A 20,778-nucleotide genomic window follows, 5' to 3' on the forward strand; every position below is an offset into this window, starting at 1 on the left:
CGCATTCAATTCAGCGGAGCGATGCCGCACTGGTGACGCCGTTTGCCACCTGGTCGACGAGACGGGCTAGAAGGCATGGTCTCGAAGCTCAAGGGCAGTCCATATCGCAGCGGCAAACGAGCGCTTGGCGCAAGATCAAGTGCTTTGAGGAAAAGGAAATGCAAATCATCGGTGCACAGCGCGAGCGCGGCAAAGCTACCCAGGTGATCATGGCTGAAAAGGGCCTCTACAAAGGCGGCGCACTCGTCAACTTCAATGCCGCTGAGCGGCAAGCGCTTTGGGATCGTGTCCAGGGCAAGGTTGGCGGCCCGGTCCCGAAGGGACATAAAAAGGAAAAGGCCGAGTGGCTGAAGCCCGGACTGGTTGGCTGGGTCGAGACCCTCAAAGGCGAAGAGAAGCTGCGGCACGCAAGGCTGCTGGAATTCCGGGAGGATGATGCAAATGGCCATGCCTAAGAAAGATCAGGACGCGCCACCTACGCCTGGATGTACGGCGCCCAAGCGCGCAAGGATGGCAAGGAGCGTGAGGTGCCAGCTTACTGGCAGGAACATGCCGACGCGTGGCTGCAGGGCTTTGACGGTGTGGCGATGGACGGTTTTGGCAAGACCAAGACCGTCAACGACGAGACATGGAAGCCGAGGTCGACGAAGCTGCCGTCGAGCGCCCCGACGAATAGCCATTTTGCCGTATGCCGTATGGTCGTTTTTAATTGGAGAAGGGTTTCGTTGGGCCTATAAAGATTGCGTTTACCATTGCCTTTTTAGGGAGAATGCGATGGTTGCAACGCCCATAGAAATCGCTCAAGCCGCTACTGCGACTACGGCCACCTTGCTGAAGTGGCAGAAGTCCATGGAGGAACGCGCCACGTTTCGCCAGAACATGGATCAATCGCGCAGGGCGATTCAAGCCTCACGCGATCTGCTGAAGCGCCTTCGCCAACGTCATCGCGACGACATGGCGGAAAGTTCGGAAAATGCCAACCCGTCTACTGTGCCGATATCGCAACGCGCCGGCAGCTAGCGGGAGGCGACCAGAGCCGATGTGATGGGGAAAGTTTCACTGGCCGTTACTTGGGTGGGCAGGCAAGTTAAACTTTGTCAACCAGCGACTTTTTTCGCCCGCGTGGAAGCGCCACATGTCTTTCGACAAGGCGCACGTGCTCGGCCTCGACAGTCACCAATGGCCGGAGGCTGACGGTTACCTTGTCCCCGTCGATGCGTGTGACAGGGCCGATCAATTCCATATGCTGGCCAATCACAGTCTTCCAAGTCGAATCGACAACAGAATGCGGGAAGTCGTAGGAGGGGATCGTCACGCTCATGCGATCGGGCGTCACCCGGCCGCGCACAATCGCCGTGACTGCGACCTCGTCGCCAACTTTGATACTTCCCCGAGCGATGCCCAAGACCTTGGAGCAGCCGGCGCCGGCGTCAAGATGAGGGGGAGCTAATAAAACCCCTCCGCGACGCGATTGTGACGCGGGGCGATCCGATCGCCGCCAGCGACTTAGCAGACCAATTGACGACAGCGGCCGAGAAGCCTGGCATCCCTGCCGACCAAATCAACGGCGAAATCGAAAGCGTCTTCGAACTGCTCTTAGAGGTGATGCGGCGCGAGAGTTGCGCGAGGAGAACCAGCCCGGAGGCTTCTCCGGGGCTGTGCCGGTCCTGTCCCGTTCCAGCGGATGAACTGCGCCTTCTGGCCGGTGACTGTCTCAATCGACTTCAACAGGGGTCCATGGACCTTACGTAGAGCTTGGTAGTGCTCGCCGTGGTACGCCAGGAGCGGCCCGGCGATGCTCTTGTGCAGCGCTTCGGCTGCCGCCAGGAAGCGCTCGATTTCAGCCCGGGAAAGCTGTTCGGAAGGTTTGTTCTGGCCATTGGCGCTCTCCATTGAGGGCGTCGCCGCAACGAGGACCATAATCCTACATGCCAGGCCGTCTGACAAGCGCCTCGCCGGCCTTACCCGAAGGAAGACGCAGGGCCACGGCGCCAAGCGGAGCCATCAGGAGCAACCCGCAAAGATGAGCAACGGCAGGCCCGGCGACCTCCTTTGGCACACGGGACAAACAAGAAGGGCGCCGAGCCTTACCGGCGCTGCTTTGTGAGGGAGACGACGCCGGATGATGAGAGTATGCGATCATGCTAATGTCTGCGAACCATGCGAATGAAGGAAAGCCGCGTGGCAGTGCCAATCAACGACGTTGAGACCAAGGTGCGGGTGCGATCAGGTTCGGACCATGATGACGGGCTGGTGGGCCTGCACATGGTGGTGGCTACCGCGCTACCGCCTTGCTTTGCGCCAGCCGGCGGCCCATGCCTCTGCCTCGCTGCACAGCCAGCGCTCGCTGTACTGAAACTGATTGTCGTCTTCCAGTAATGCTCCTGCCCTGGAACGTGATAAATCGCTCATCGGTACTGGTGGAAATGTTGCCCTTGATATCGCAGCTCCCCGCGCCGGCCGTGCGGGTGCCACTCAGCCAGCCAGCTGGGATGAGCCGGTCAGGGAACCATCACCAGCGCCGGCAGATATTGCCGTCGCCACATCCACCGCCCCTTTGCGTTCTTGCGCCAGCGGTCGGCCTGATCCGCACCTTGATGACGCTGGACTTTGCCCACGCCCTCTCCCCCGAGTGCAGAATGCTTCCAAAGCGGTAGCGAGTCCAGACCGGAACATTAGCGCCGACTAACGGTTATTTCGGCAGTGTTCCGAACCGTGATTGGTAGAGCGTTGGTGGCACCCTCCTAAAATATGTGGTCGGACGTGCTTTAGAAAGCTTCGCCCCAGCAGGGGCGTGTTTGACGATTTCGGCGAACAGAAAAAGTCGCCGGCTCCGCCCGACCAGGCCGGGAGGCGGTCTTCATGGCCAAGCCTAAGGCCATGCGCGAAATGATCTTGCGCGAATGCAATGACGCGGCAATGAGCAAGCCCTACGCCGAGTTCTGCGCCGACGTGAATTCCCTCCGCGGAATGCAGTAGGTCATTCACGGCGCCGCGCAGTTTGACGACGATGGTGGGCAAATTGCCCTCATCACAATGACTGTCAGCTTCCGCAGGCAACAGCGTAGCCAGCGGTGACCGACGCCGGCCCAGAGACTCCCCAGGCCGCTCCTCGCCAGCCTACAGGCGAGCAGGCCGGCATCGGTCAGTAAGGTCCCGTAGGTGTGCAATATATCGTTCACGCCACGAATTGCGGACGTTCGAAACCGGTGATTGGCCATTTCGTGTGACCAAATTCCGCGACTGTTTACTTGCGATCACAAGGCCCCGCAACCTGGAGGTTCCGAAGCGCCATACTGGAGTACCATTGGCGTGGTCACGCGATTTGAACCCGACAACGGTGCTTGAACCAGACCAGGTTAAACGTCCGTTATCGTTTTTGCGCCAGAAGCGGCCAGTCAGCTTCCGGCCAAATGCGGCAGCGCTCATATTACCATGGTCAAATACAGCTCGCATGAAACTAGTTGTCTTCTTGGTCCTTTGGTTCGCCAGACCATACGAGAGAATACGAGAGAAACGGCTTGGCGAACTATGAAATCCAACGGATCTACGCTCCCCGTCATTTCCTTCGCGAGCGTCAGACGCTCCTCCAGGCGCTGCTCACGCTCCTCGTTCGTGCACTTGAGGCGCTCATGCGCATCCGCGAAAAAGCACTCTACCGTCAAAGCCTTTCCCCACCTCTCGATGAGTTCCGCAAGCTGCTGCTGGCTATCGGCGGATCGTTGATGCGCAACTGTGACGGCGGTCGTGACCGTGGCTCGAGTGTCAGCAGATGTGGTAAGGTTGATTGTCGGCGAGTAGCAGAGGGGCAGCAACAATGACTTTGAGACGAACCAGAGCTTACGGCGGATCCGGCTTGGTTCTGGCGGTTTGCACTGTATTTGCTTGGCAAAACGCCACCGCCGCTCAAGATTGCTACGCAGCCGCGACGCCTGGCGTCAATTGGCAGGAGTGTGACAAAAAGCTTCTCATCCTGGAAGGACAGGACCTGAGCGGGGCAAACCTGTTCGGTGTTGATTTCACTTCGACCGACCTCAGGAACAGCAATCTCCTTGCGGCAAATTTTGAGAAGGCAACGCTTGTGCGCGCTTCCCTGGCCGGCTCGACCGCCAAAGGCGCCCGGTTCGACAAAATCGAGGCTTACAGGACCGACTTCAGCCATATGGACGCGCAGGGCGCCGTGTTTGCGGGCGCGGAAGTGCAGCGCTCGAATTTCCAGGACGCCAATCTGGTCAATGTTGACTTCACAAAGGCGGAATTGGGGCGTGCGCAGTTCCATGACGCCGATATCAGCGGCAGCCACTTTTCGTTTGCCAATCTCGCGCGGGCGGACTTCCGAGGAGCGAAGTTCACCGCACCGATAGACTTTGACGGCGCTTTTTTCTTTCTGACCCGTATCGAGGGCCTCGATCTATCCAATTCGGCGGGTCTGTCCCAGTGGCAGCTCAACATGGCTTGCGGGGACGCCCGGACCGAGTTGCCTTCTGGCATGACGAGGCCAGAAGATTGGCCCTGTCAATTCCAGCAGGAATAGCCCGCCCGTCCGTTTCCCGCCCAAAGGCTGCCGGGCGGCAAAGCGCCTCAATTCAGTCCTCGGCCGCGGGTCAAAGCACGACACTGCGGGACATTTCCGGCAATCTCATTTACCGGCGAACGACAACGACCAAATGGAGGACGGATGCCCAAGGTCAAAGGTGATACCGCTCTGGACAAGGAGCGCGCCAAAACAGAGAAGCTCCTCAAAAAGGTTGGATACACCGCCTTGAAGGAGGCCGGTGTGGTATCCAAGCGACCCGACCTCCCAGATCTAAAGGTTGAAAAGCGAGGGAAATAGCGCGGACACTCGCATGCTGACCTGACGAGGGCACGCCCAAAATGTAGACGTCTGCTTTGCCTTCTCAAGGTAGGAGCGTGCAGGCGGCGCTTGCGAGAACCACAAGGCGGACTGCTGGGGCCGGAAGAAGCTGTCGTATTTCCGCCCCGGTGCGATCCGATACTTCACAACTTTTTCACTTTCAATTGGGGGGCCATATCATATGAACGAAGAGACCGGCGTTCAGAAGTTGGTGCGCACGCTGCGTGCTCGAGCACCTGATGACGCAGCTGAATTGCTCGCTAGAGAGTCTCCCGAGTTCATCCGCGACACACTAAAGCTGTTGCCTGACGGGCACGCCCGTAAGGTGGCCGAGCATTTGCCAGTGCATATGCGGCCCATCAGCTCTCATGATGGTGACATGGGTTTCGCGATCCCCGAGTCGCTCGTCGAGGTGATGGACCCGATCCCCGCCAGCGTTCCTGTCGGGACGACGGTTGCTGCCGCGGTGGAAGCCGTCAGAGGCGCCCAAGTGCCGACCGAGCTCACTTATCTCTACGTCACGGACGAGGGTAATAAACTGGTTGGCCTGGCGGTCCTGCGCGATCTGATGCTGAGCGAACCGGACGCGGTTGTCGATCACATCATGCTGCCCAGGCCGTTCGCTCTTGATGTCGGTCTCTCTTTGAGTAACGCATGCAAGGCGGCGGTACGGCGTCACTATCCTGTCTATCCGGTGGTGGATGCGGAGAACCGGCTGCTCGGGCAGGTTCGCGGCTGGCGCTTGTTCGAGCAGCAAATCATCGAGATTTCCGCCCAGTCTGGACAGATGGTAGGCCTCCAGAAGGAGGAGCGCTCTTTTACGCCGCTGTTTTCAGCCTTCCTGAAGCGTCATCCGTGGCTGCAGTTGAATCTCCTGACGGCCTTCATGGCCGCATTCGTGGTCAGTTCGTTCACAGGCACGATCGAGAAGATCGTCGCCCTGGCGGCGTTTCTCCCAGTCTTGGCCGGGCAGAGCGGAAACACCGGCTGCCAGGCACTGGCTATGACGCTGCGTGGCCTTGCCCTGGGGGATGTGGACAAACGACCGAAGCTGCACTTGGTGATGAGAGAAGGCGCGCTCGCGGCCGCCAACGGCGCGCTCGTCGGCGTTGTTGCGGCTGCGGCGATGTGGTTCTATGCCTCGAGGCAACCGGCGTCGGCGGCGCAGGCGCCGATGCTTGCACTTGTGATCCTGCTTGCCATGTCCGGATCGTGCCTCATGTCCGGCATCTCCGGCGTGCTGATTCCGTTGGGCCTGCGCCGGGTAGGCGCCGATCCGGCGGTCGCCTCGGCGATCTTCCTCACCACCGTGACCGATATTGTAGGCATGGGCCTGATGCTGGGGCTGGCAACCATGCTCGTGCTCTAGACTAGCAAGCTGCGTGCGGTGACGCGTCCCTGGGAGTTCGGGCAATGAGCTGACCTCGCGTTCAAAGAAATTGCAAGACCCGGGCCGAATCGCACACGCCTCGTGAGAAGCACCTTCCGGCAGCTCTCCGGCCTCTTGCGAAACGCGACGGAAGGCCTTTGGAGAAGCCGTGGGTCACCTTGAAGCCTGGTGACCAGACACGCAGAATCGCCCACCCAATATTAATCTTGTCGGCTGTGCGATCCACTACTGATGAGATTTGAGTTTGTTAAGCCTTGGGCCAAATACTTCAATCACGTGCAGCAATGTCGAGAAGAGTTTTTGACAATCAGCGCATCCGAAATAGGAATAAACCCGATATCTTGTTGCGCAGCTGCAACAGCTGCTGAGGACTCGCATAAGTCCGGCGACCGTTCAGTCGCCTTTTTCTTGCAGTCGTGCTAAATCCCTCGCATTAGTCGGGTTTGGGGTGGGTTCTCGGCATGCAATCTTCGTTTCGAACGATCTTCGGCGTCGCCGCAGCGCTGCTTTGTGCCGGCGTGTTGCCGGCCGGCGCACAAGGTCCTTTTGGGGCCTATGACGATGCGTTTGCGGCCCGCATTGCCAGTCCGGCCGACAATGGAACGCTCGCCCAATTCGTCACGGTTGCGGTCAACGCTGGGCAATACGATCAGGCGATCTCCTCGATCGAGCAGTATCTGATCCAATACCCGCGCGATGCGCGCGCCCGGCTTGCGGCCAGCCGGTTATATTATCATGTCGGGTCCTATGAATTGGCCCGGCGGCAGCTGCAGTACGGCATCGAAGTCGGAGGTCTGACCGCAAGTGAGCAACAGGAAGCTGTTCGCCTGCTCGCCCGCATCGAGCGCGCGTTGCGTGGCGTCACCTGGGAACTCGCCCTGACCGGCGGCGTATTCAGCGCATTCACCGATTTTGAGCCAGGCGGGGCGCAGGACGACGACAGCTTCGTCTCGCCTTACGGGCAGGCGGAAGGTTTCGTGCGGTGGGACCTCGGCACGCCAAGTGCCGACGCGCTCGTTCTTTCGGGGTCGTTGACCGCGACTGAGCGTCTTTTCACGGAAGACCTGTCGGTTCCGGGTGGCGAGAAGACTTTTATCCACGGCAACGCAGCGATTACCTGGGACAAGGGACTGCCCAACAGCGGGATCGATTCGCTGCGCCTGCTGCTTTCCGCGTTCACCGTTACGGATCGTTTCGACAGCGACATTTACGAAACCGGTATCGGCCTCAGTGGACGTTTCGTCGTTCGCCCGACGGTCGAGACGACGCTCTTCGCCGGTGGCGGCTACATCGATCTAAGCGCCTCGCAAGGCATTTTCGCGGATAGCAGGGTCTTCTATGAGGCAGGCGGCAGCTACCGCTTCCGCAATGGCCAGGCGCTCGGCTTGCGCTTTGTCGGCTCGAATGACTTCGCTTCCGGATCGGGCGAAATCAGCCGCAGCTATACGGGCGAGGTCCGCTATGGTGGCCTGTTGATGAACGTACCGGATTTTTTCGCATGGTCGCACCAGATCGCCTTATCGGCCGGCCACAGCGACACTCCCGATCTGTCCGTCGGCATCGGCACAAATATCAAGAGCGACTTCTGGCGCATTGCCTCGGAAAGCGATTTTCAGCTGACGGAAGCGCAGAAGATCAGCGTCGATTTCGCCTATCGCAAAACCAACTTCGCCCTCGCCAACCGCGACCGAAAATCGTTCGAAATGCTCATGAGCTATACGTTGACGCTCAATTGAAAGAGGCCGCGATGAGGTATCATCAGATCGTCATTTTTATCGCCTGCCTCGCCTTCGCGGCACCATCCGCCGCTGAGACGGTCGGGTCGATGACGGCCTATCAGACCATCATCGTCCGCAATAACGGCGGGACGATGAACGTTGGCGCCGGCGTCGAACTCGGCGACCAGTTGCGCAGCAATCCCACCGGTCTCGGAATGCTGGTGTTCCGGGATGAATCGAGCGCCAAGATTGGTCCAAACACCAGCCTGACGATCGATGAGTTTGTCTACAATCCGGGCTCCGGGTCGGGAAAGATCGACATCGGGATGAACAGCGGCCTGGCCCGTTTTTATGGCGGCCAGGTTTCGAAAGGGGGCGTCATGCAGGTTGCGACGCCGCACATGGTGCTCGGAGCGAGAGGCGGCATCATCGAAGTGCTGGTGGCAGCCGGCCAGACCGTCGGCATATTGCGCGCCGGCCGCATGACCTGCACGATCAATGGCAAACGGCTGGTCATCACGAACCCGGGCTACGCCTGCACGTCGGACGATGGCAAGCTTCTGGCCGGCTACGGCGGCATCGACGCCTTCCCGATCTTGGACAGTATCGACCGGATAGCGGGAACCGGCCTGCCGGGCGCACCGGGTCCTGGGTTGGACGTAAGCGCAATTTGTACGTCGGCTCTAGGCTCCTCGCTCAAAGTCTGCGGGTCCAGGGACGGCGCACTGCCAGGAGTGGTCATGGAATTCCCTGACAGCCCAACGCCACCTGCGGGCAGCGGGGGCCGGCGGGGCGAGTGTGAGGGTGAGGGTTGCTGCTACTACTACAACTGCGATTAGGCCTGGCTGCACGAGATGAGCCACTCGGTCGGTAGGCGCTGGGCTGATTGGCGGCAAGCCGGCAGGCGCAAAATATCCGGCCTTTTGGTCGTGCTCCTGCTGCTCGCTTGCCATTTGGCTTTTGACGGGCCGTTGTCGCGCCTGCGTGAGCGGACGTACGACTTTTATCAGTTTCTCGCCCCACGCCAGGCGACGAGCAATCCTGTCGTGATCGTCTCGATAGACGACGACAGCCTCAAGGCACATGGGCGATGGCCCTGGAACCGTGGCCTCTTGGCCGATCTGGTCGATGGCATCACGCAATCCGGCGCGGCGGTGGTCGGGCTTGCGCTGGTACTCCCCGAGGCTGACACCTCGCCTGAGGGCATGGCCGGAGACAAGCGCCTGGCAGCGGCGCTGTCCAAAAATCGAACGGCGCTTGCCGTCAGCCTGGGCAATGAAGCGACGGTTTCAGAAGCAGAACCCAAAGCCGGCTGGTCGATCGTCGGGCAAGTACCCGATACACTTCCCGGCTTCACCGGTCTTACCGGGTCGCTTGCCGAATTCTCGAACGCCGCCGCAGGCCTAGGCGTGATTCGCACCTTGCCCGATCCCGACGGCGTACTGCGCCATGTGCCGCTGCTCTGGCTTCGCAACACCCCTCAACGCGCGCAGCTGTGGCCGTCTTTCGCACTCGAGCTCCTGCGCCTTTACGCTGGACAGGACGGTTACACAGCCCGGATGAATGCAGCCGGGTTCGACGCACTCAGGATGGCAGGCGCCATTGTGCCGCTCGAGCCGGAGGGGAGCATCCGCCTCTGGGAAACCGCCACCGACACGCCTCGCCTGTCTGCCAGCACTATCCTTTCGGGCCATGGCGATCCGCGGCTGCGGGACGCCATCGCCATTGTCGACCTGTCGGCTGTGGGCCTGACGCAGTACCTGCCCACGCCGACGAGTCCAGCGCGACCAGGAGCGGAGATCCACGCCGATGCGATCGGCCAGATGCTTGCCGGGCGCTTCCTGGCAGAGCCAGCGCACGCGCGTATGCTCGAGCGGCTCTGGTTTCTCCTCAGTGCCGTCGTTTTCATCGGGCTTTCCGGAGTGCTCGCCGGGCGTGTCGTGCTTGGCGCCGTCTCCCTGGCGCTGCTGGCCGTCACGCCGTTCGTGTTCGGCGCTCTCGAGTACAGCCTGCAGGGTGCACTCTATGACCCGCTGCAGCCGGCGCTTGCAACCATCATGGTTGCGGGCTTCGAAGGCTATGTCCTCTACAGGCGCAGCGAGCAGCGCCGGTCCACCCTGACGCGACAGTTCTCCCAATATCTGTCGCCCTCCGTGGTGCAGCGCCTCGCAAGCTCGGACACCGAGGCAATCCTGTCCGGCGAGAAGCGCGAGATCACAATTTTGATCAGCGACATACGTGGCTTCACGACCATGAGCGAACAGCTCGACACCCAAGAGATCGCCAAGGTGGTCAACCATTTCCTCGGCATTGCGACCGATGAGATCCTCAAGCGCGACGGCACCATCGACAAGTTCATGGGCGATGCGGTGCTGGCCTTCTGGAACGCACCGCTAGATCAACCCGATCATCGTGAGCGTGCGCTCGACGCGGGCCTGGCCCTTATCGAGCGGGTGAGGCGCGAAGACGCCGCCTTCACCGCGGATGGCCATCGCTCCATCGAAATCGGCGTCGCCATCGAGACCGGCATCTGCTCGGTAGGCAATTTCGGCTCCGAACGGCGCTTTGATTACACCGCGATCGGCTCCCCCGTGAACCGCGCGGCACGGCTCGAATCGACGACCAAGAAGCTGGGCATCCCCCTGGTGCTTGGACCCGGCTTTGCGGCAGCAGCATCGATGCCGGTCGTTCAGGCGGGCGCCTTTGAGCTCCAGGGTTTCAAGGGCGAGGTCCCGGTTTTCACCGTTCCGGAGATGCAAGCTGCTCAACAAGGTATGAGCCGCGAAGTAGAGAGCCAACGTGGTGAGCAATCTGGCGCCCCCGCCATGGTGGTTGGTTCGCCGCCATCCGTGCAAATGGCGCCGCTTGACCTGACACCCCGAACCCGGAGCATCCGCTGATCGGATCCGGCGGATCGCAAGATGCAATTGTCACGGGCACAGACGGACATCTTGTTTCGGCGACCATCGAGGGATGCGACGGCTTGCGTCACTCGTCCTTGAAAGTCACCTTCATATGTTTTTGGACCATCGAGGCGAGGTCCTCGGCATCCCAGTTCGTGAGCCTGATGCAGCCGTGAGAGAAGGTCTTCCCGATCTTACCGGGTTCGGGCGTGCCGTGAATGCCGTAGCTTTCGATGGAGAGGTCGATCCAGATTGATCCCACGGGATTGTTAGGGCCGGCAGCAATGGTGAAGGGCCGCTTGGTTTTGACTCCCTTGAATGCAAAATCGGGATCGTAGTGATAGGTCGGGTTGTGCACCACCCTTTGGATCTCTGCCTGCCCACTTGGTGCCGGCTTCTCGTCGCTCCCGATCGAGGCAGGGTAGACGGCAAGCGCTTTATTGGAGGGGTCGAGCACGCGCACCTGATGAGCGCCTTTGTCGACTTCCACGCCGGCAATGGTGGCGGGAGGTTCACCCCGGCCAACATCTGGTACCAGCAGCGTGGTTCCAGCTTTCCTGAATCCGGTGCCTGGGTTTAGCCTCCTGAGCAATGGTTCGCTCACATGGAAGCGCTCCGCCAGCTTCTCGATCGAGTCGTGATAGCCAAGCCTTCTCAGGCGAGCCATCCTCTCCATGCGCCCCGGAATGCGTTTGGTGAAGGGGCCGCGTACATCCTTGCGGTTAAGTTCATAGGTGACCAGAGCTGGGCTGGTGGAGGTTGCCATCAGCTTGTCCCAAGTCGCCTGGGTGAGCTTGCCATCTGGCGCCAGTCCGTTCGACGCCTGGAAGGCCTTGACCGCCTTGGCGAAGTTCTCTCCAAGGCGGCCGTCGATGAGCCCCGGTGAGAAGCGCGCACGATCCAAAAAAATTTGCGCCTTCAGCACGGCAGGATCGAGCCCTTTCGGATCGCCGGCGGAGAATTGCGCCTGATTTACCGCGGCTAGGTCCAGCTTGGCCGCCTCCGTCCCGCCGCATGCGAAGGCGAGTGCAATGGCGAGGAGGAGAAGGAGCCTGATCATCGATGTCACTCCTTGCGTTAAATCGCACCTGATCTGCTTCTATGACGCGCTGTGGCAGATCTGGTTCCATTCGCCGGTAGGAGGATCCTAGGCAACCTGCCTTACGCTGCCGACCGGTCCGAGACGTTTGATGCCCGTGACTTGCTCCTCACGAGAGGCGTTGCTGGCCGCGCAGATTGGCAGTGTAAAAATGGTCTGGCCATGTTGACGTGAGCTTCTACCTTCAAACTGCCCACTACCTGGACCGGCAGTCAAATGGTCTCAGGGCAGCAAGTGAGGAGATGCGCTGGGAACCGGCTTGTCGGGCGGGTATTCTATTGATCTTCGGTATCGATAGATCCATGTTCCGTCGTCACTGTGATCGCGTTGTCGCCCGCGATTGCTCTAGCGTATTCGAAGCGCTCCAACTTCTGTTCTGCCGATAGGCCTTTGAACATCGCGGTGGCCGAGTTCGTGATTTTGAAGTCGCCGCAACTCGGACAGCGAAACTCCCGGATGTCACCAACTGTCTCCGAATTAACGAGCGCCTGCTCATCTGTAATCGGGCAAATTGCGGCCATCCAAGCCATCGTGGTCCTCCGTCCTAAGGCCGTCCTCGATTACCCAAAAGGCATCGTCGAGTGCAAAATCCATTTCTGCCGACGCTCACCCCACCTGGAGTACTCCACCGAGTAGATTGCGCTCTCCACTCTCCAACCCGGAATGTGGATTAAAGCCAGTTCCTCGGCGAGCGATTTGCTGGTCAGCGGTAGGCGCTCTCGCTCTGGAGCCTCTCCCAAGCGATCGGAGATGTTCATGTAGCGTCGGGCAGGACCGAAGGGCCGGAACGTGGCGTTTTCATCTCTTCGGCAATCACCAGTAGCGCCTCCAGAGCGACGGCGATCCCCGACATCAGCGTACTTATGTCTGCGTTGCCGCCGAGCGTCGAAAGTTCGGCCGCTCGCGTTTGCATGCTTTGGCTCAGCTCTTGTAACTTCAGGCGCAGCTCGTCATCCATGTATGTTCTCCAAGCTTGACGCTGGAGGAACGCGCCTGCTTACATCCCGTTCCGCCGGTGGCCGCAGAGAACCAGAGACACCGCAGATGCTACAACTTGCGCTGTGGCGGCGCTTAGGATGGGCGGTGGATTGAGCCTCAGCGACTGACCGTCGGCAAATAGCGGATGCTTCAGTCTCGAAAAGGTGCTGGACGGCTCGATATGCACCGCCCCTTGGCCCTGGGTGCTGGTCCCATGCACAGTAAGGCCGTGCAAGTGCGCGCGGCCTCTGGGCTCAACATTCCAGTCGTCATGGTCCAAAGTTGTCCCAAGGTGGGTTCTCACCGAAGTGGGCGGCGAGAAGCGTCACGAAGCTTTGAACTTTGGCGGAAAGATGCCTTCTTGACGGGTACATCGCGTAGATCGACCGGCTTACCGGCTTGAACTGGGGCATCACTGTCTCCAGTTGGCCCGAACGAATGGCTTCTCCAACAAGGAAAGTGGGGCAAAGTACTATGCCTGCTCCACCCAGCGCCACATCGCGCAGGAGCTGCCCGTTCGTTGCCGTCATCCGTGCAGTGATTTTTACCGCCACTTGCCCCTTTGGTCCGTCGAACCGCCATTTTCCGCGGCTGGCGCGCAACGCGTAGTCCAGACAATCATGGTCGTGGAGATCCGACGGCTTTGTGGGACGCCCGCGTCTGTCCAGATAGTCGCGCGAAGCGCAGACCACCTCGCGTGAGGGCGCGATTCGGCGAGCAACCAGATTGGAAACCGTGAGTGGAGCGATGCGTACCGCGACATCCAAGCCCTCTTCCACGATGTCAACCACACGGTCGTCCAACACCAACTCAACCGACACCTCCGGGTAGACCGCGAGATATTCTGCAACGACTCTCCCAAGGTGCATCGCGCCGAAGGAGATCGGCGCGCTGACACGCAGTGAGCCGGTCGGACGTGTCTTGCTCTCGGCCGCGCTCGTACGAACTTCCTCGACATCCTCGATTATGCGCAGACTGCGCTCGTAGACGGAGGCGCCGAGCTCTGTCAGGCTGATGCGCCGGGTCGTCCGGTTGAGAAGGCGTGCGCCAAGCCACTCTTCCAGCATCTGGACATGTTTGCTCACGGCCGCTGGCGATAGTCGCATCCGCTTGGCCGCTCCAGCGAAGCTGCCTTCACCGACGACGTTGGCAAACACGGTCATGCTGGTCAGCCGGTCCAACTGCAATCACCTCTTTCATTCACGTTTCCTGAATTCACCATCCATATCTCCCTCGATTATCAATCCGCAGTGGACAGATTATCTGAAACCAGGCCGGGATCAATTGCCCGATCCGTCTCTCTAACGTTTGCCCGAAACGTTGGCGTCGAGTGCCTTCTCGCGGGCTGGAGGTGATCATGTCTCTGACCAAAGCAGCCCTTCGGGAGAAACAGGGAGCCACTTTTCGCATGTGGCTCTCCGTGCTCACTGTATCGCTGGGTATTTTTTCGATGATCACTGCGGAGCAACTCCCTGTGGGGCTGATTCCGGCAATTTCTTCCGAGTTGAATGTCTCTATTGGGAGTGGCGGTCTCACGGTGACGATACCCGGCGTAATTGCGGCGTTCGCTTCTATCGGTTTGCCGTTGGCAGTGGGGAGGCTCGACCGGCGTATTCTGATGGCGGGCCTGCTCGCGGTAATGGCTGCAGCGAGCGTGATTTCAGCGCTCGCAACGAACTTTCCCGTTCTGCTCGCGTCCAGGCTGCTCGTCGGGATCACCATCGGTGGCTTTTGGGCGATAGCCGGGAGCATCGCAGTACGCCTTGTTCCTGGACCGTCCGTGCCGCGCGCCATGACTATTGTCTTCGGCGGTGTAAGTGCCGCTGCGGTGCTGGGCGTGCCGGCCGGCACGATCATCGGTGATCTAGTCGGCTGGCGCGGCGCGTTCTGGTCTCTCGCCGGCCTGAGCTTTGCCACACTGCTCGCCGCCCTGCTTGTGCTTCCGAAGCTGGAGGCGGCGCAGCCTGTGGAGGTGAAAGCCCTGCGTGCGCAATTGCGCAATCCCGCCCTTCTGGCGGGCGTGGTTGCGACCGCACTGCTGGTGGCTGCCCACTACGGTGCCTACACTTTCGTGAGCCCGGTGTTGCTGGAGGTCTCGGGCGTCACTGCAGGGAGCATAGGCTGGCTACTGTTGGGGTATGGCATTCTCGGAATGATTGGCAACGCCGTCGCAGGCGTCTGGGCCGCAAAATCCGTCGGTCGCACATTGGCCTGCGTCGTCATTGGGCTCGGGGCCACGCTGGCTCTTTTCCCGTTGCTCGGGGTCACGCCGCTCACAGGAACCATCCTGCTGCTGGTGTGGGGCTTCGCGTATGGCGCGGCGCCCATTACGCTGCAGACGTGGGTGCTGAGTGCAGCATCAGAAAGCGCGGAGACCGCGACGGCCATCTACTGCTTCACTTTCAATCTTGCCATCTCCGTGGGTACCCTAGCGACCAGTCAGATCGTCGACACGATGGGCGTGAACAGGGTCCTCTGGGTCGATTCCGCCATTATCCTGCTGGTGCTGCTGCCGGTGTGCCGCGCACCCATGCTTAACCGGAACATCGGAAACTCGTAGACAGCAAGCCATCCTGTGCCGCCCATCTGGCAATGATGTGATAGGTTGAAGTAGATCTTCGTTTCCTCTGTCTTGAAAGTCACGCGCGTCACATCAAACGCGGGTTCCGCCGCACCGTGCGGGTGCCGATGCTTTGCGCCCCCGGAGGACAACTGGCTATTTGAAAAAGGACTTGATCCCCTCGTCGATATGTGTGCTGATATGAGATCGATCTCATGCCGCGCTCTCAATTGCTGTTTCTCTACGGGAGCGCGCTCTGGGAAGCATATGTCTGAATGACGATGAAGAGGGAGGTTCAAGTGAGGAAATTGATCGCGTGGCTGGCCTTGGCCACTACCACGCTCGCGTTCGCGTCTGCGGCCTCGGCGGGTGAAACCATCAACCGGGTTACCTCGAAGAAGGCAATGGTGGTCGCCACAAACAGCGGTTGGCCGCCGCAGAGTTTCCTGGACGACAGCAATCAGTTGGTCGGCTTCGACATAGACGTCTCGAAAGAGATCGCAAGGCGCCTCGGTGTCGAGGTCAGTTTCGATACGCCGGACTGGGCGACGATGACGGGCGGCCATTGGCAGGGACGTTACGATCTGGGTGTCGGCTCGGTGACGCCGACCAAAGCGCGGGCCAAGGTGATCGATTTCGAAGGCATCTATTATTATAGCCCCTACGTTTACGTGGTTCACAAGGACAGCCCGGCCAAATCGGTCGCCGACCTGAACGGCAAGATCATCGGCGTCGAGACCGCCACCACGTCGGAGGATTTCATCCGTAGACAACTCGAGATCGATGCTCCCGGCCTGCCGCCCATCGAATACAAGCTGGAGCCCGGTGAGATCAGGACTTTCGCTGACTCAATGCTGCCGTTCGACGATTTGAGGCTCGGCGACGGCGTGCGCCTCAACGCGGTCATCGCACCAGAACAGACGGCTCAGAACGCGATAAAGAACGGCTACCCGTTGCGTGTCCTGGAAGGCGGCTATGCCTTCCGTGAGCCACTGGTGGTGATCGCGGAAAAAGGTGATGCCGAGTGGAATGCCAAGATCGGCGGCATTCTCGACGAGATGAAGAAGGACGGTACCCTCGCGAAACTGACCACCAAGTGGTACGGCAAGGATTACAGCTCTGACTGAGAGGCATCGTGGATAAAGCTTGAGCGGGGTGCATTCAATTGAACATCCCGCTCCATCTGTTTTGTTTCAGCCGCATTTCCACGACACCGGGCGGCTCCGCCTGCCTGCAAAATGCTCTAGTGCCGCCACCTTATCGTATTGATCATGACATGTCCTGACACCTATTACCGACGCACGCTTGCCGACAACACCATCAGGCCGCCGCTGAGCGGCGTTTCCGAGTGCGAGACAGTCGTTGTCGGCGGCGGACTGGCCGGCCTGACGACGGCGTTGCAACTGGCTCGCGCCGGCCAGCAGGTCGTCGTGCTTGAGGCGCAGCGGATAGGATTCGGCGCTTCCGGTCGCAATGGCGGCTTCGTCAATCCCGGTTTCGCCACCGGCACCGACAACATCGCCGCGATGGCCGGCGTCGACGCGGCACAAAAACTGCACCGCCTGTCCATCGAAGGCGTCGACTTCGTGCGGCAGACGATCCGCGATCTCGACATCAAGGCGGCAGAGCCGCGCTCCGGTATATTGAGCGTGCTTCGCCACGATGGTGGCGCCGCGCTCAAGGCATATGCCGAGCAACTGGCGCGGGATTTCGACTATCGGCTCGACTATCTCGATCGCGACCAGGTGCGAGCGGTGCTGCATTCGGATCGCTACCACCAAGGCCTGCGCGATCCCAGCGCCTTCCACATGCATCCGCTTAACTATCTGCGCGCCGTTGCTGGCGAGATCGAGCGGCTGGGCGGCAGGATATACGAGAGAACGGCTGCCGTTGAAGCCAACCTTGACGGCGCCGAAAAGATCTTGCGTACCGACAGCGGCGAAGTGCGCGCCCGCCAGGCCGTAGTTGCCACCGGCGGATATACGGGGCCACTGGTCAGTCGGCTGCAGCGGGCATTCCTGCCGATCGCCACCTACGTTATGGTGAGCGAGGAGGCGCCTGACCTCATCGCCAAGGCGATTACGACGACCGACGCCGTCGGCGATAACCGTCGCGCAGGCGATTATTACCGTGTTGTCGAAGACGGCAGGCGGCTGCTCTGGGGAGGGCGCATCACCACCCGGGCAGCCTCATCGGGCGTGTTGGGGAGGCAATTGCGCCGTGAGATGGTCACCACTTATCCGCAGCTCGAACACCTCAAGACGGAACTCGCCTGGTCCGGGCTCATGTCTTATGCCCGGCACATGATGCCCCAAATAGGCCCGTTGCAGCCGGGCGTCTGGTACCTCACGGCTTTTGGTGGCCATGGCATCAACACCACGGCGATCGCCGGCAAGTTGATCGCCGAAGCCATACTGGGACAATCGGACCGCTACCGGCTGTTCACACCCTTCGGCCTTGCCTGGGCGGGCGGCCCGGCTGGACTTGCGGTTGCGCAACTCACCTACTGGAAGCTGCAGGCGCAGGATTGGTGGCGCGAGCGGGCCCGCTGACCGCAGGGAGATCGAAGACGTGATCGGCCGACTATTGCTCAACCACCCGGACGCGGCGCGCCGCGTTGGCGTGTTCTTCGTGCTCGCCGCCATCGCCGCCGGCCTGTATGGGCTCGGCATCAAAGCCAGTTGGCTCGGCAAGCTCGTTCCGTGGTCCGTCGAGTGGCTCGCCGCCAACCCGGACGTCGGGCGGGCGGTCTCGGCGGTGCTGATCGCATTGATCTTGGTGGCGAACTGGAACGCGCTGCGGTATCTCAGCCGCAAACAGCAGATTGTGGCAGTCTGGATAGAGCTGTTCGTGTTGCTAATGTTGTTTTTCTATTCCTTCGACCTGTCCTTCGCGTTCATCGCCAAGAAGATCGGCTTCCTCGTCTCGAAGGGTGTGGTGACGACCCTCTACATTTCGGCCATTTCGATCGCCATTGCCACCCTCATCGCCTTCGTTGGCGCCATCGCCAAACTTTCCCGCAACGGCGTGGTCTATGGCTTGGCGACCTTCTATACCTCTCTGTTTCGTGGCTTGCCGTTGCTGATGCAGATCTACATCATCTATCTCGGCCTGCCGCAGATTGGCTACGTGATCGGCGCCGTGCCGGCCGGTATCATGGCGCTGTCGCTCTGCTACGGCGCGTACATGACCGAGATCTTCCGCGCCGGCATCGAAAGCATCTCGCGCGGCCAGACCGAGGGTGCTACGGCACTCGGCCTTAGCGCTAACCAGACGATGTTCCTGGTGATCCTGCCGCAGGCGATGCGGGTCATCGTGCCGCCAACCGGCAACCAGTTCATTGCGATGCTGAAGGATTCTTCGCTGGTCTCGGTGGTCGGGGTCTGGGAGATCATGTATCTCGCACGCACGCAGGGCCAGACCGAGTTCCGCCACATCGAGATGCTCATCACCGCCTCGATGATCTATTGGCTGCTCTCGATGGGGCTCGAGTTCCTGCAGTCGCGGATCGAGGACCGGTTCGGGCGCTCACTCAAGCGCTGATCGTCATCCGTGATCTTCGCCAAAGCGAGTTGCACAGCACCGCAACAGCCAGCATCGGAGAGCAACTGCAGATTGTACGCGACAGCACGCCGTTCGGCGACGTCGTCAAGGGTGAATCAGCCAGTATTTCATCGGCTTAGACCGGTCGCCGCGCGCAGAATAAAGCAAGTGCTGGACGAGCATGTTCGTTGGCCGGCCTCCCGGCAACTACGACCGATTGCTGGATTTCACCCGCGCCCAACAAGTCAATAAATCAAGGACTTTAACATATCCTCCGGGCCAACCATTATCGCTATGTATCGATGGTAGCCGAGTTCGCCACGTGGTTCGCCAATACGTTTGCCAGGCAGTGGTTTGCGCGTTACCAGCCGCACGACTCGGTCCATGCCCTGCACAGCCAAACGCACCGGCGTCGCTTCCCGGGAATAAAGCTCGGCATGGTGTTTCGTTCCCTTGAAGTGGGCGTGTTTGGGGGAAGACCGTAGTCGGCGCGTTCGCGCCCCATGGAATTTTCGAAGAGTTGTTTCCAACGGCGGGAACGAACCAAACTTCCATGCATTTAGCTCTGGCTTCGTTCATTCACTCTTTCTTCTGGGAGCTGGACCATTGTCATCCGGAGGCTATCTCTTGGCCGACCAACAAACCAATGACGTTTCCATCGTTGATCTGATACCTGCCCTGCGGGCTTTCGCGCGCACCTTCTGCCGCGTTCCAGACGATGCCGACGATCTGGTGCAGGAAACGTTGACCAAAGGGCTCGCCAACATCGACAAGTTCGAACCCGGTACACGCATGAAGTCGTGGCTCTTCACCATCATGCGCAACACCTACTACACGCGGATCAAGATCGCTGCACGGGAAGCGCCAGGCCTTCTCGACTGCGCGTCTTCGAGACCGATTTCGGAAGCTACCCAGGAATGGACCGTTCAGAGCAAGGAAGTTCACGGCGCCATCCAAAAGCTACCCGAACATCAGCGCGAGGTGCTGATGCTGATCGGCGTTTTAGGAGTGGGCTACGAGGAAACCGCCGAAATCTGCGGCTGCGCGGTAGGGACGGTCAAGAGCCGGCTGAACCGTGCCCGCGCCAACATCCTTGAGCTACTCGGGGAGAGCTCTCTGCAGACATTGATAGAGAGACGAAATCAGCTGTCGGATGGTCAGCTCGATATAGAGGTCGACAACCGCAGATAGTCAGCTCTTCACGTCTCGGCGACGCTTCTCGACGAGAGCGTTTTGCAATTCGATCGCCAGCTTGGAGAGGCGGTCCGGTATCTTTTCCTGCTCTATGGCGGCCAGGAGGGAAGCAATCTCCTGATCCACTGCCATCTCGACAAGCAGATCCGTGGTATCGTCGCTCGAATGAGACATCACGTTCTCTTGATAGCATCCCTAGATCCAAGTCTGATGATGAGCGCTCGGCACTACAGGGCGTTGTCGACCGCCGAGAGGCTCACCGGCGGCCCTTGCACAGTTTTCCTCCGTGCCGCGGCAAGACGCGGCGCGGTGGCGTCAGTCCTTCAGCAACCGGTTTGCGGCGTGATCCTGAAATTGATCGGACTTGATTCGATTGCCGTCCAGCCCGCGCTCTCGGCCATGTTGCTTCCTGTCGCGGTTGGACAAAACCGCGTTTTCCTCGATCTTGTCCTTGTCCAAGGTGGTCATTGCGCCGGCGCCGGCACCTTTGCCTTGGCTGCCTTGTCCGAAATGCTTTTTGCTGCCGGATGCCATGATC

Annotated in this window: 22 protein-coding genes and 1 pseudogene; 14 read left to right on the forward strand and 9 right to left on the reverse strand. The window is 60.1% G+C overall.

The annotated features are described in order from the left end of the window. The first annotated feature begins 32 nt into the window (after nucleotides 1–32). Both NKI31_RS10610 and NKI31_RS10615 read left to right on the forward strand, forming a co-directional pair. Nucleotides 33–455, forward strand: coding sequence for a hypothetical protein (locus NKI31_RS10610; protein ID WP_352651464.1), 423 nt, complete (start codon nucleotides 33–35; stop codon nucleotides 453–455). Between the two features lie 319 nt (nucleotides 456–774). Further along, the gene (locus NKI31_RS10615; RefSeq protein WP_023670916.1) at nucleotides 775–1,020 is read left to right on the forward strand and encodes a hypothetical protein; all 246 of its coding nucleotides are present in this window, start codon (nucleotides 775–777) and stop codon (nucleotides 1,018–1,020) included. Between the two features lie 67 nt (nucleotides 1,021–1,087). Here NKI31_RS10615 and NKI31_RS10620 read toward each other — a convergent pair whose 3' ends face one another. The 3 genes and pseudogenes from NKI31_RS10620 to NKI31_RS31845 all read right to left on the reverse strand — a co-directional run. Continuing rightward, nucleotides 1,088–1,321: a hypothetical protein gene (locus NKI31_RS10620; protein WP_352463795.1), complete on the reverse strand. Its 234-nt coding sequence runs from the start codon at nucleotides 1,319–1,321 to the stop codon at nucleotides 1,088–1,090. 275 nt (nucleotides 1,322–1,596) lie between these two features. Then, nucleotides 1,597–1,893 carry a hypothetical protein gene (locus NKI31_RS10625; RefSeq protein WP_352651465.1) on the reverse strand — a complete coding sequence of 99 codons (297 nt, stop codon included), beginning with the start codon at nucleotides 1,891–1,893 and terminating at the stop codon, nucleotides 1,597–1,599. A gap of 390 nt (nucleotides 1,894–2,283) precedes the next feature. Continuing rightward, nucleotides 2,284–2,458: pseudogene (locus NKI31_RS31845) on the reverse strand (sunset domain-containing protein); the annotation flags it as partial. A 1,063-nt stretch (nucleotides 2,459–3,521) separates the two neighbouring features. On the opposite strand from NKI31_RS31845, the gene NKI31_RS10635 reads away from it, so the two are divergent. The 7 genes from NKI31_RS10635 (at nucleotide 3,522) to NKI31_RS10665 (ending at nucleotide 10,863) form a co-directional block, all read left to right on the forward strand. Then, nucleotides 3,522–3,821, forward strand: a complete 300-nt coding sequence (locus NKI31_RS10635) for a hypothetical protein (RefSeq protein ID WP_155924152.1) — start codon at nucleotides 3,522–3,524, stop codon at nucleotides 3,819–3,821. Next, nucleotides 3,818–4,534: a pentapeptide repeat-containing protein gene (locus NKI31_RS10640; protein ID WP_023817776.1), complete on the forward strand. Its 717-nt coding sequence runs from the start codon at nucleotides 3,818–3,820 to the stop codon at nucleotides 4,532–4,534. Before NKI31_RS10635 ends, NKI31_RS10640 begins: the two co-directional genes overlap by 4 nt. A 144-nt stretch (nucleotides 4,535–4,678) precedes the next feature. Continuing rightward, nucleotides 4,679–4,834 carry a hypothetical protein gene (locus tag NKI31_RS10645; protein ID WP_023817778.1) on the forward strand — a complete coding sequence of 52 codons (156 nt, stop codon included), beginning with the start codon at nucleotides 4,679–4,681 and terminating at the stop codon, nucleotides 4,832–4,834. 202 nt (nucleotides 4,835–5,036) lie between these two features. Further along, complete coding sequence (locus NKI31_RS10650; RefSeq protein ID WP_352651466.1) at nucleotides 5,037–6,224, forward strand: magnesium transporter; 1,188 nt, start codon at nucleotides 5,037–5,039, stop codon at nucleotides 6,222–6,224. 482 nt (nucleotides 6,225–6,706) lie between these two features. After that, nucleotides 6,707–7,981, forward strand: coding sequence for a tetratricopeptide repeat protein (locus NKI31_RS10655; RefSeq protein ID WP_352651467.1), 1,275 nt, complete (start codon nucleotides 6,707–6,709; stop codon nucleotides 7,979–7,981). 11 nt (nucleotides 7,982–7,992) lie between these two features. Then, complete coding sequence (locus tag NKI31_RS10660; RefSeq protein ID WP_023817785.1) at nucleotides 7,993–8,802, forward strand: FecR family protein; 810 nt, start codon at nucleotides 7,993–7,995, stop codon at nucleotides 8,800–8,802. A gap of 90 nt (nucleotides 8,803–8,892) precedes the next feature. Further along, on the forward strand, nucleotides 8,893–10,863 hold the full coding sequence (locus NKI31_RS10665) for a CHASE2 domain-containing protein (RefSeq protein WP_352651468.1): 1,971 nt from the start codon (nucleotides 8,893–8,895) through the stop codon (nucleotides 10,861–10,863). 88 nt (nucleotides 10,864–10,951) lie between these two features. Here NKI31_RS10665 and NKI31_RS10670 read toward each other — a convergent pair whose 3' ends face one another. From NKI31_RS10670 to NKI31_RS10685, 4 genes are all read right to left on the reverse strand, one after another. Then, the gene (locus NKI31_RS10670) at nucleotides 10,952–11,926 is read right to left on the reverse strand and encodes a L,D-transpeptidase family protein (RefSeq protein WP_352651469.1); all 975 of its coding nucleotides are present in this window, start codon (nucleotides 11,924–11,926) and stop codon (nucleotides 10,952–10,954) included. A gap of 314 nt (nucleotides 11,927–12,240) precedes the next feature. Beyond that, complete coding sequence (locus NKI31_RS10675) at nucleotides 12,241–12,495, reverse strand: hypothetical protein (RefSeq protein ID WP_023699977.1); 255 nt, start codon at nucleotides 12,493–12,495, stop codon at nucleotides 12,241–12,243. Nucleotides 12,496–12,719: 224 nt separating this feature from the next. Beyond that, entirely contained in the window at nucleotides 12,720–12,923 is a 204-nt protein-coding gene (locus NKI31_RS10680) for a hypothetical protein (RefSeq protein WP_023741853.1), read from the reverse strand. 289 nt (nucleotides 12,924–13,212) lie between these two features. Beyond that, nucleotides 13,213–14,124, reverse strand: a complete 912-nt coding sequence (locus NKI31_RS10685; protein WP_352651470.1) for a LysR family transcriptional regulator — start codon at nucleotides 14,122–14,124, stop codon at nucleotides 13,213–13,215. Between the two features lie 176 nt (nucleotides 14,125–14,300). Here NKI31_RS10685 and NKI31_RS10690 point away from each other — a divergent pair, with 176 nt between their 5' ends. The 5 genes from NKI31_RS10690 to NKI31_RS10710 all read left to right on the forward strand — a co-directional run bounded on the left by NKI31_RS10690 (nucleotide 14,301) and on the right by NKI31_RS10710 (nucleotide 20,237). Then, nucleotides 14,301–15,503 (forward strand): MFS transporter, encoded by a 1,203-nt coding sequence (locus NKI31_RS10690; RefSeq protein ID WP_023691454.1) that lies wholly within the window; start codon nucleotides 14,301–14,303, stop codon nucleotides 15,501–15,503. A gap of 299 nt (nucleotides 15,504–15,802) precedes the next feature. Beyond that, entirely contained in the window at nucleotides 15,803–16,630 is an 828-nt protein-coding gene (locus NKI31_RS10695) for a transporter substrate-binding domain-containing protein (RefSeq protein WP_023691453.1), read from the forward strand. A gap of 144 nt (nucleotides 16,631–16,774) precedes the next feature. Continuing rightward, nucleotides 16,775–18,055: an NAD(P)/FAD-dependent oxidoreductase gene (locus tag NKI31_RS10700; protein ID WP_023691452.1), complete on the forward strand. Its 1,281-nt coding sequence runs from the start codon at nucleotides 16,775–16,777 to the stop codon at nucleotides 18,053–18,055. A 19-nt stretch (nucleotides 18,056–18,074) separates the two neighbouring features. Then, nucleotides 18,075–19,046, forward strand: coding sequence for an amino acid ABC transporter permease (locus tag NKI31_RS10705; protein WP_023712239.1), 972 nt, complete (start codon nucleotides 18,075–18,077; stop codon nucleotides 19,044–19,046). Between the two features lie 627 nt (nucleotides 19,047–19,673). Further along, nucleotides 19,674–20,237 carry a sigma-70 family RNA polymerase sigma factor gene (locus NKI31_RS10710; protein WP_023681087.1) on the forward strand — a complete coding sequence of 188 codons (564 nt, stop codon included), beginning with the start codon at nucleotides 19,674–19,676 and terminating at the stop codon, nucleotides 20,235–20,237. Here the strand turns inward: NKI31_RS10710 and NKI31_RS10715 are convergent, their stop codons facing one another. Beyond that, entirely contained in the window at nucleotides 20,238–20,414 is a 177-nt protein-coding gene (locus tag NKI31_RS10715) for a hypothetical protein (RefSeq protein ID WP_023725538.1), read from the reverse strand. Nucleotides 20,415–20,555: 141 nt separating this feature from the next. Next, nucleotides 20,556–20,774 carry a hypothetical protein gene (locus NKI31_RS10720; RefSeq protein WP_023754489.1) on the reverse strand — a complete coding sequence of 73 codons (219 nt, stop codon included), beginning with the start codon at nucleotides 20,772–20,774 and terminating at the stop codon, nucleotides 20,556–20,558. Nucleotides 20,775–20,778 lie beyond the last annotated feature (4 nt).

The organism is Mesorhizobium sp. M0659, from assembly GCF_040320605.1.
Lineage (GTDB): Bacteria > Pseudomonadota > Alphaproteobacteria > Rhizobiales > Rhizobiaceae > Mesorhizobium.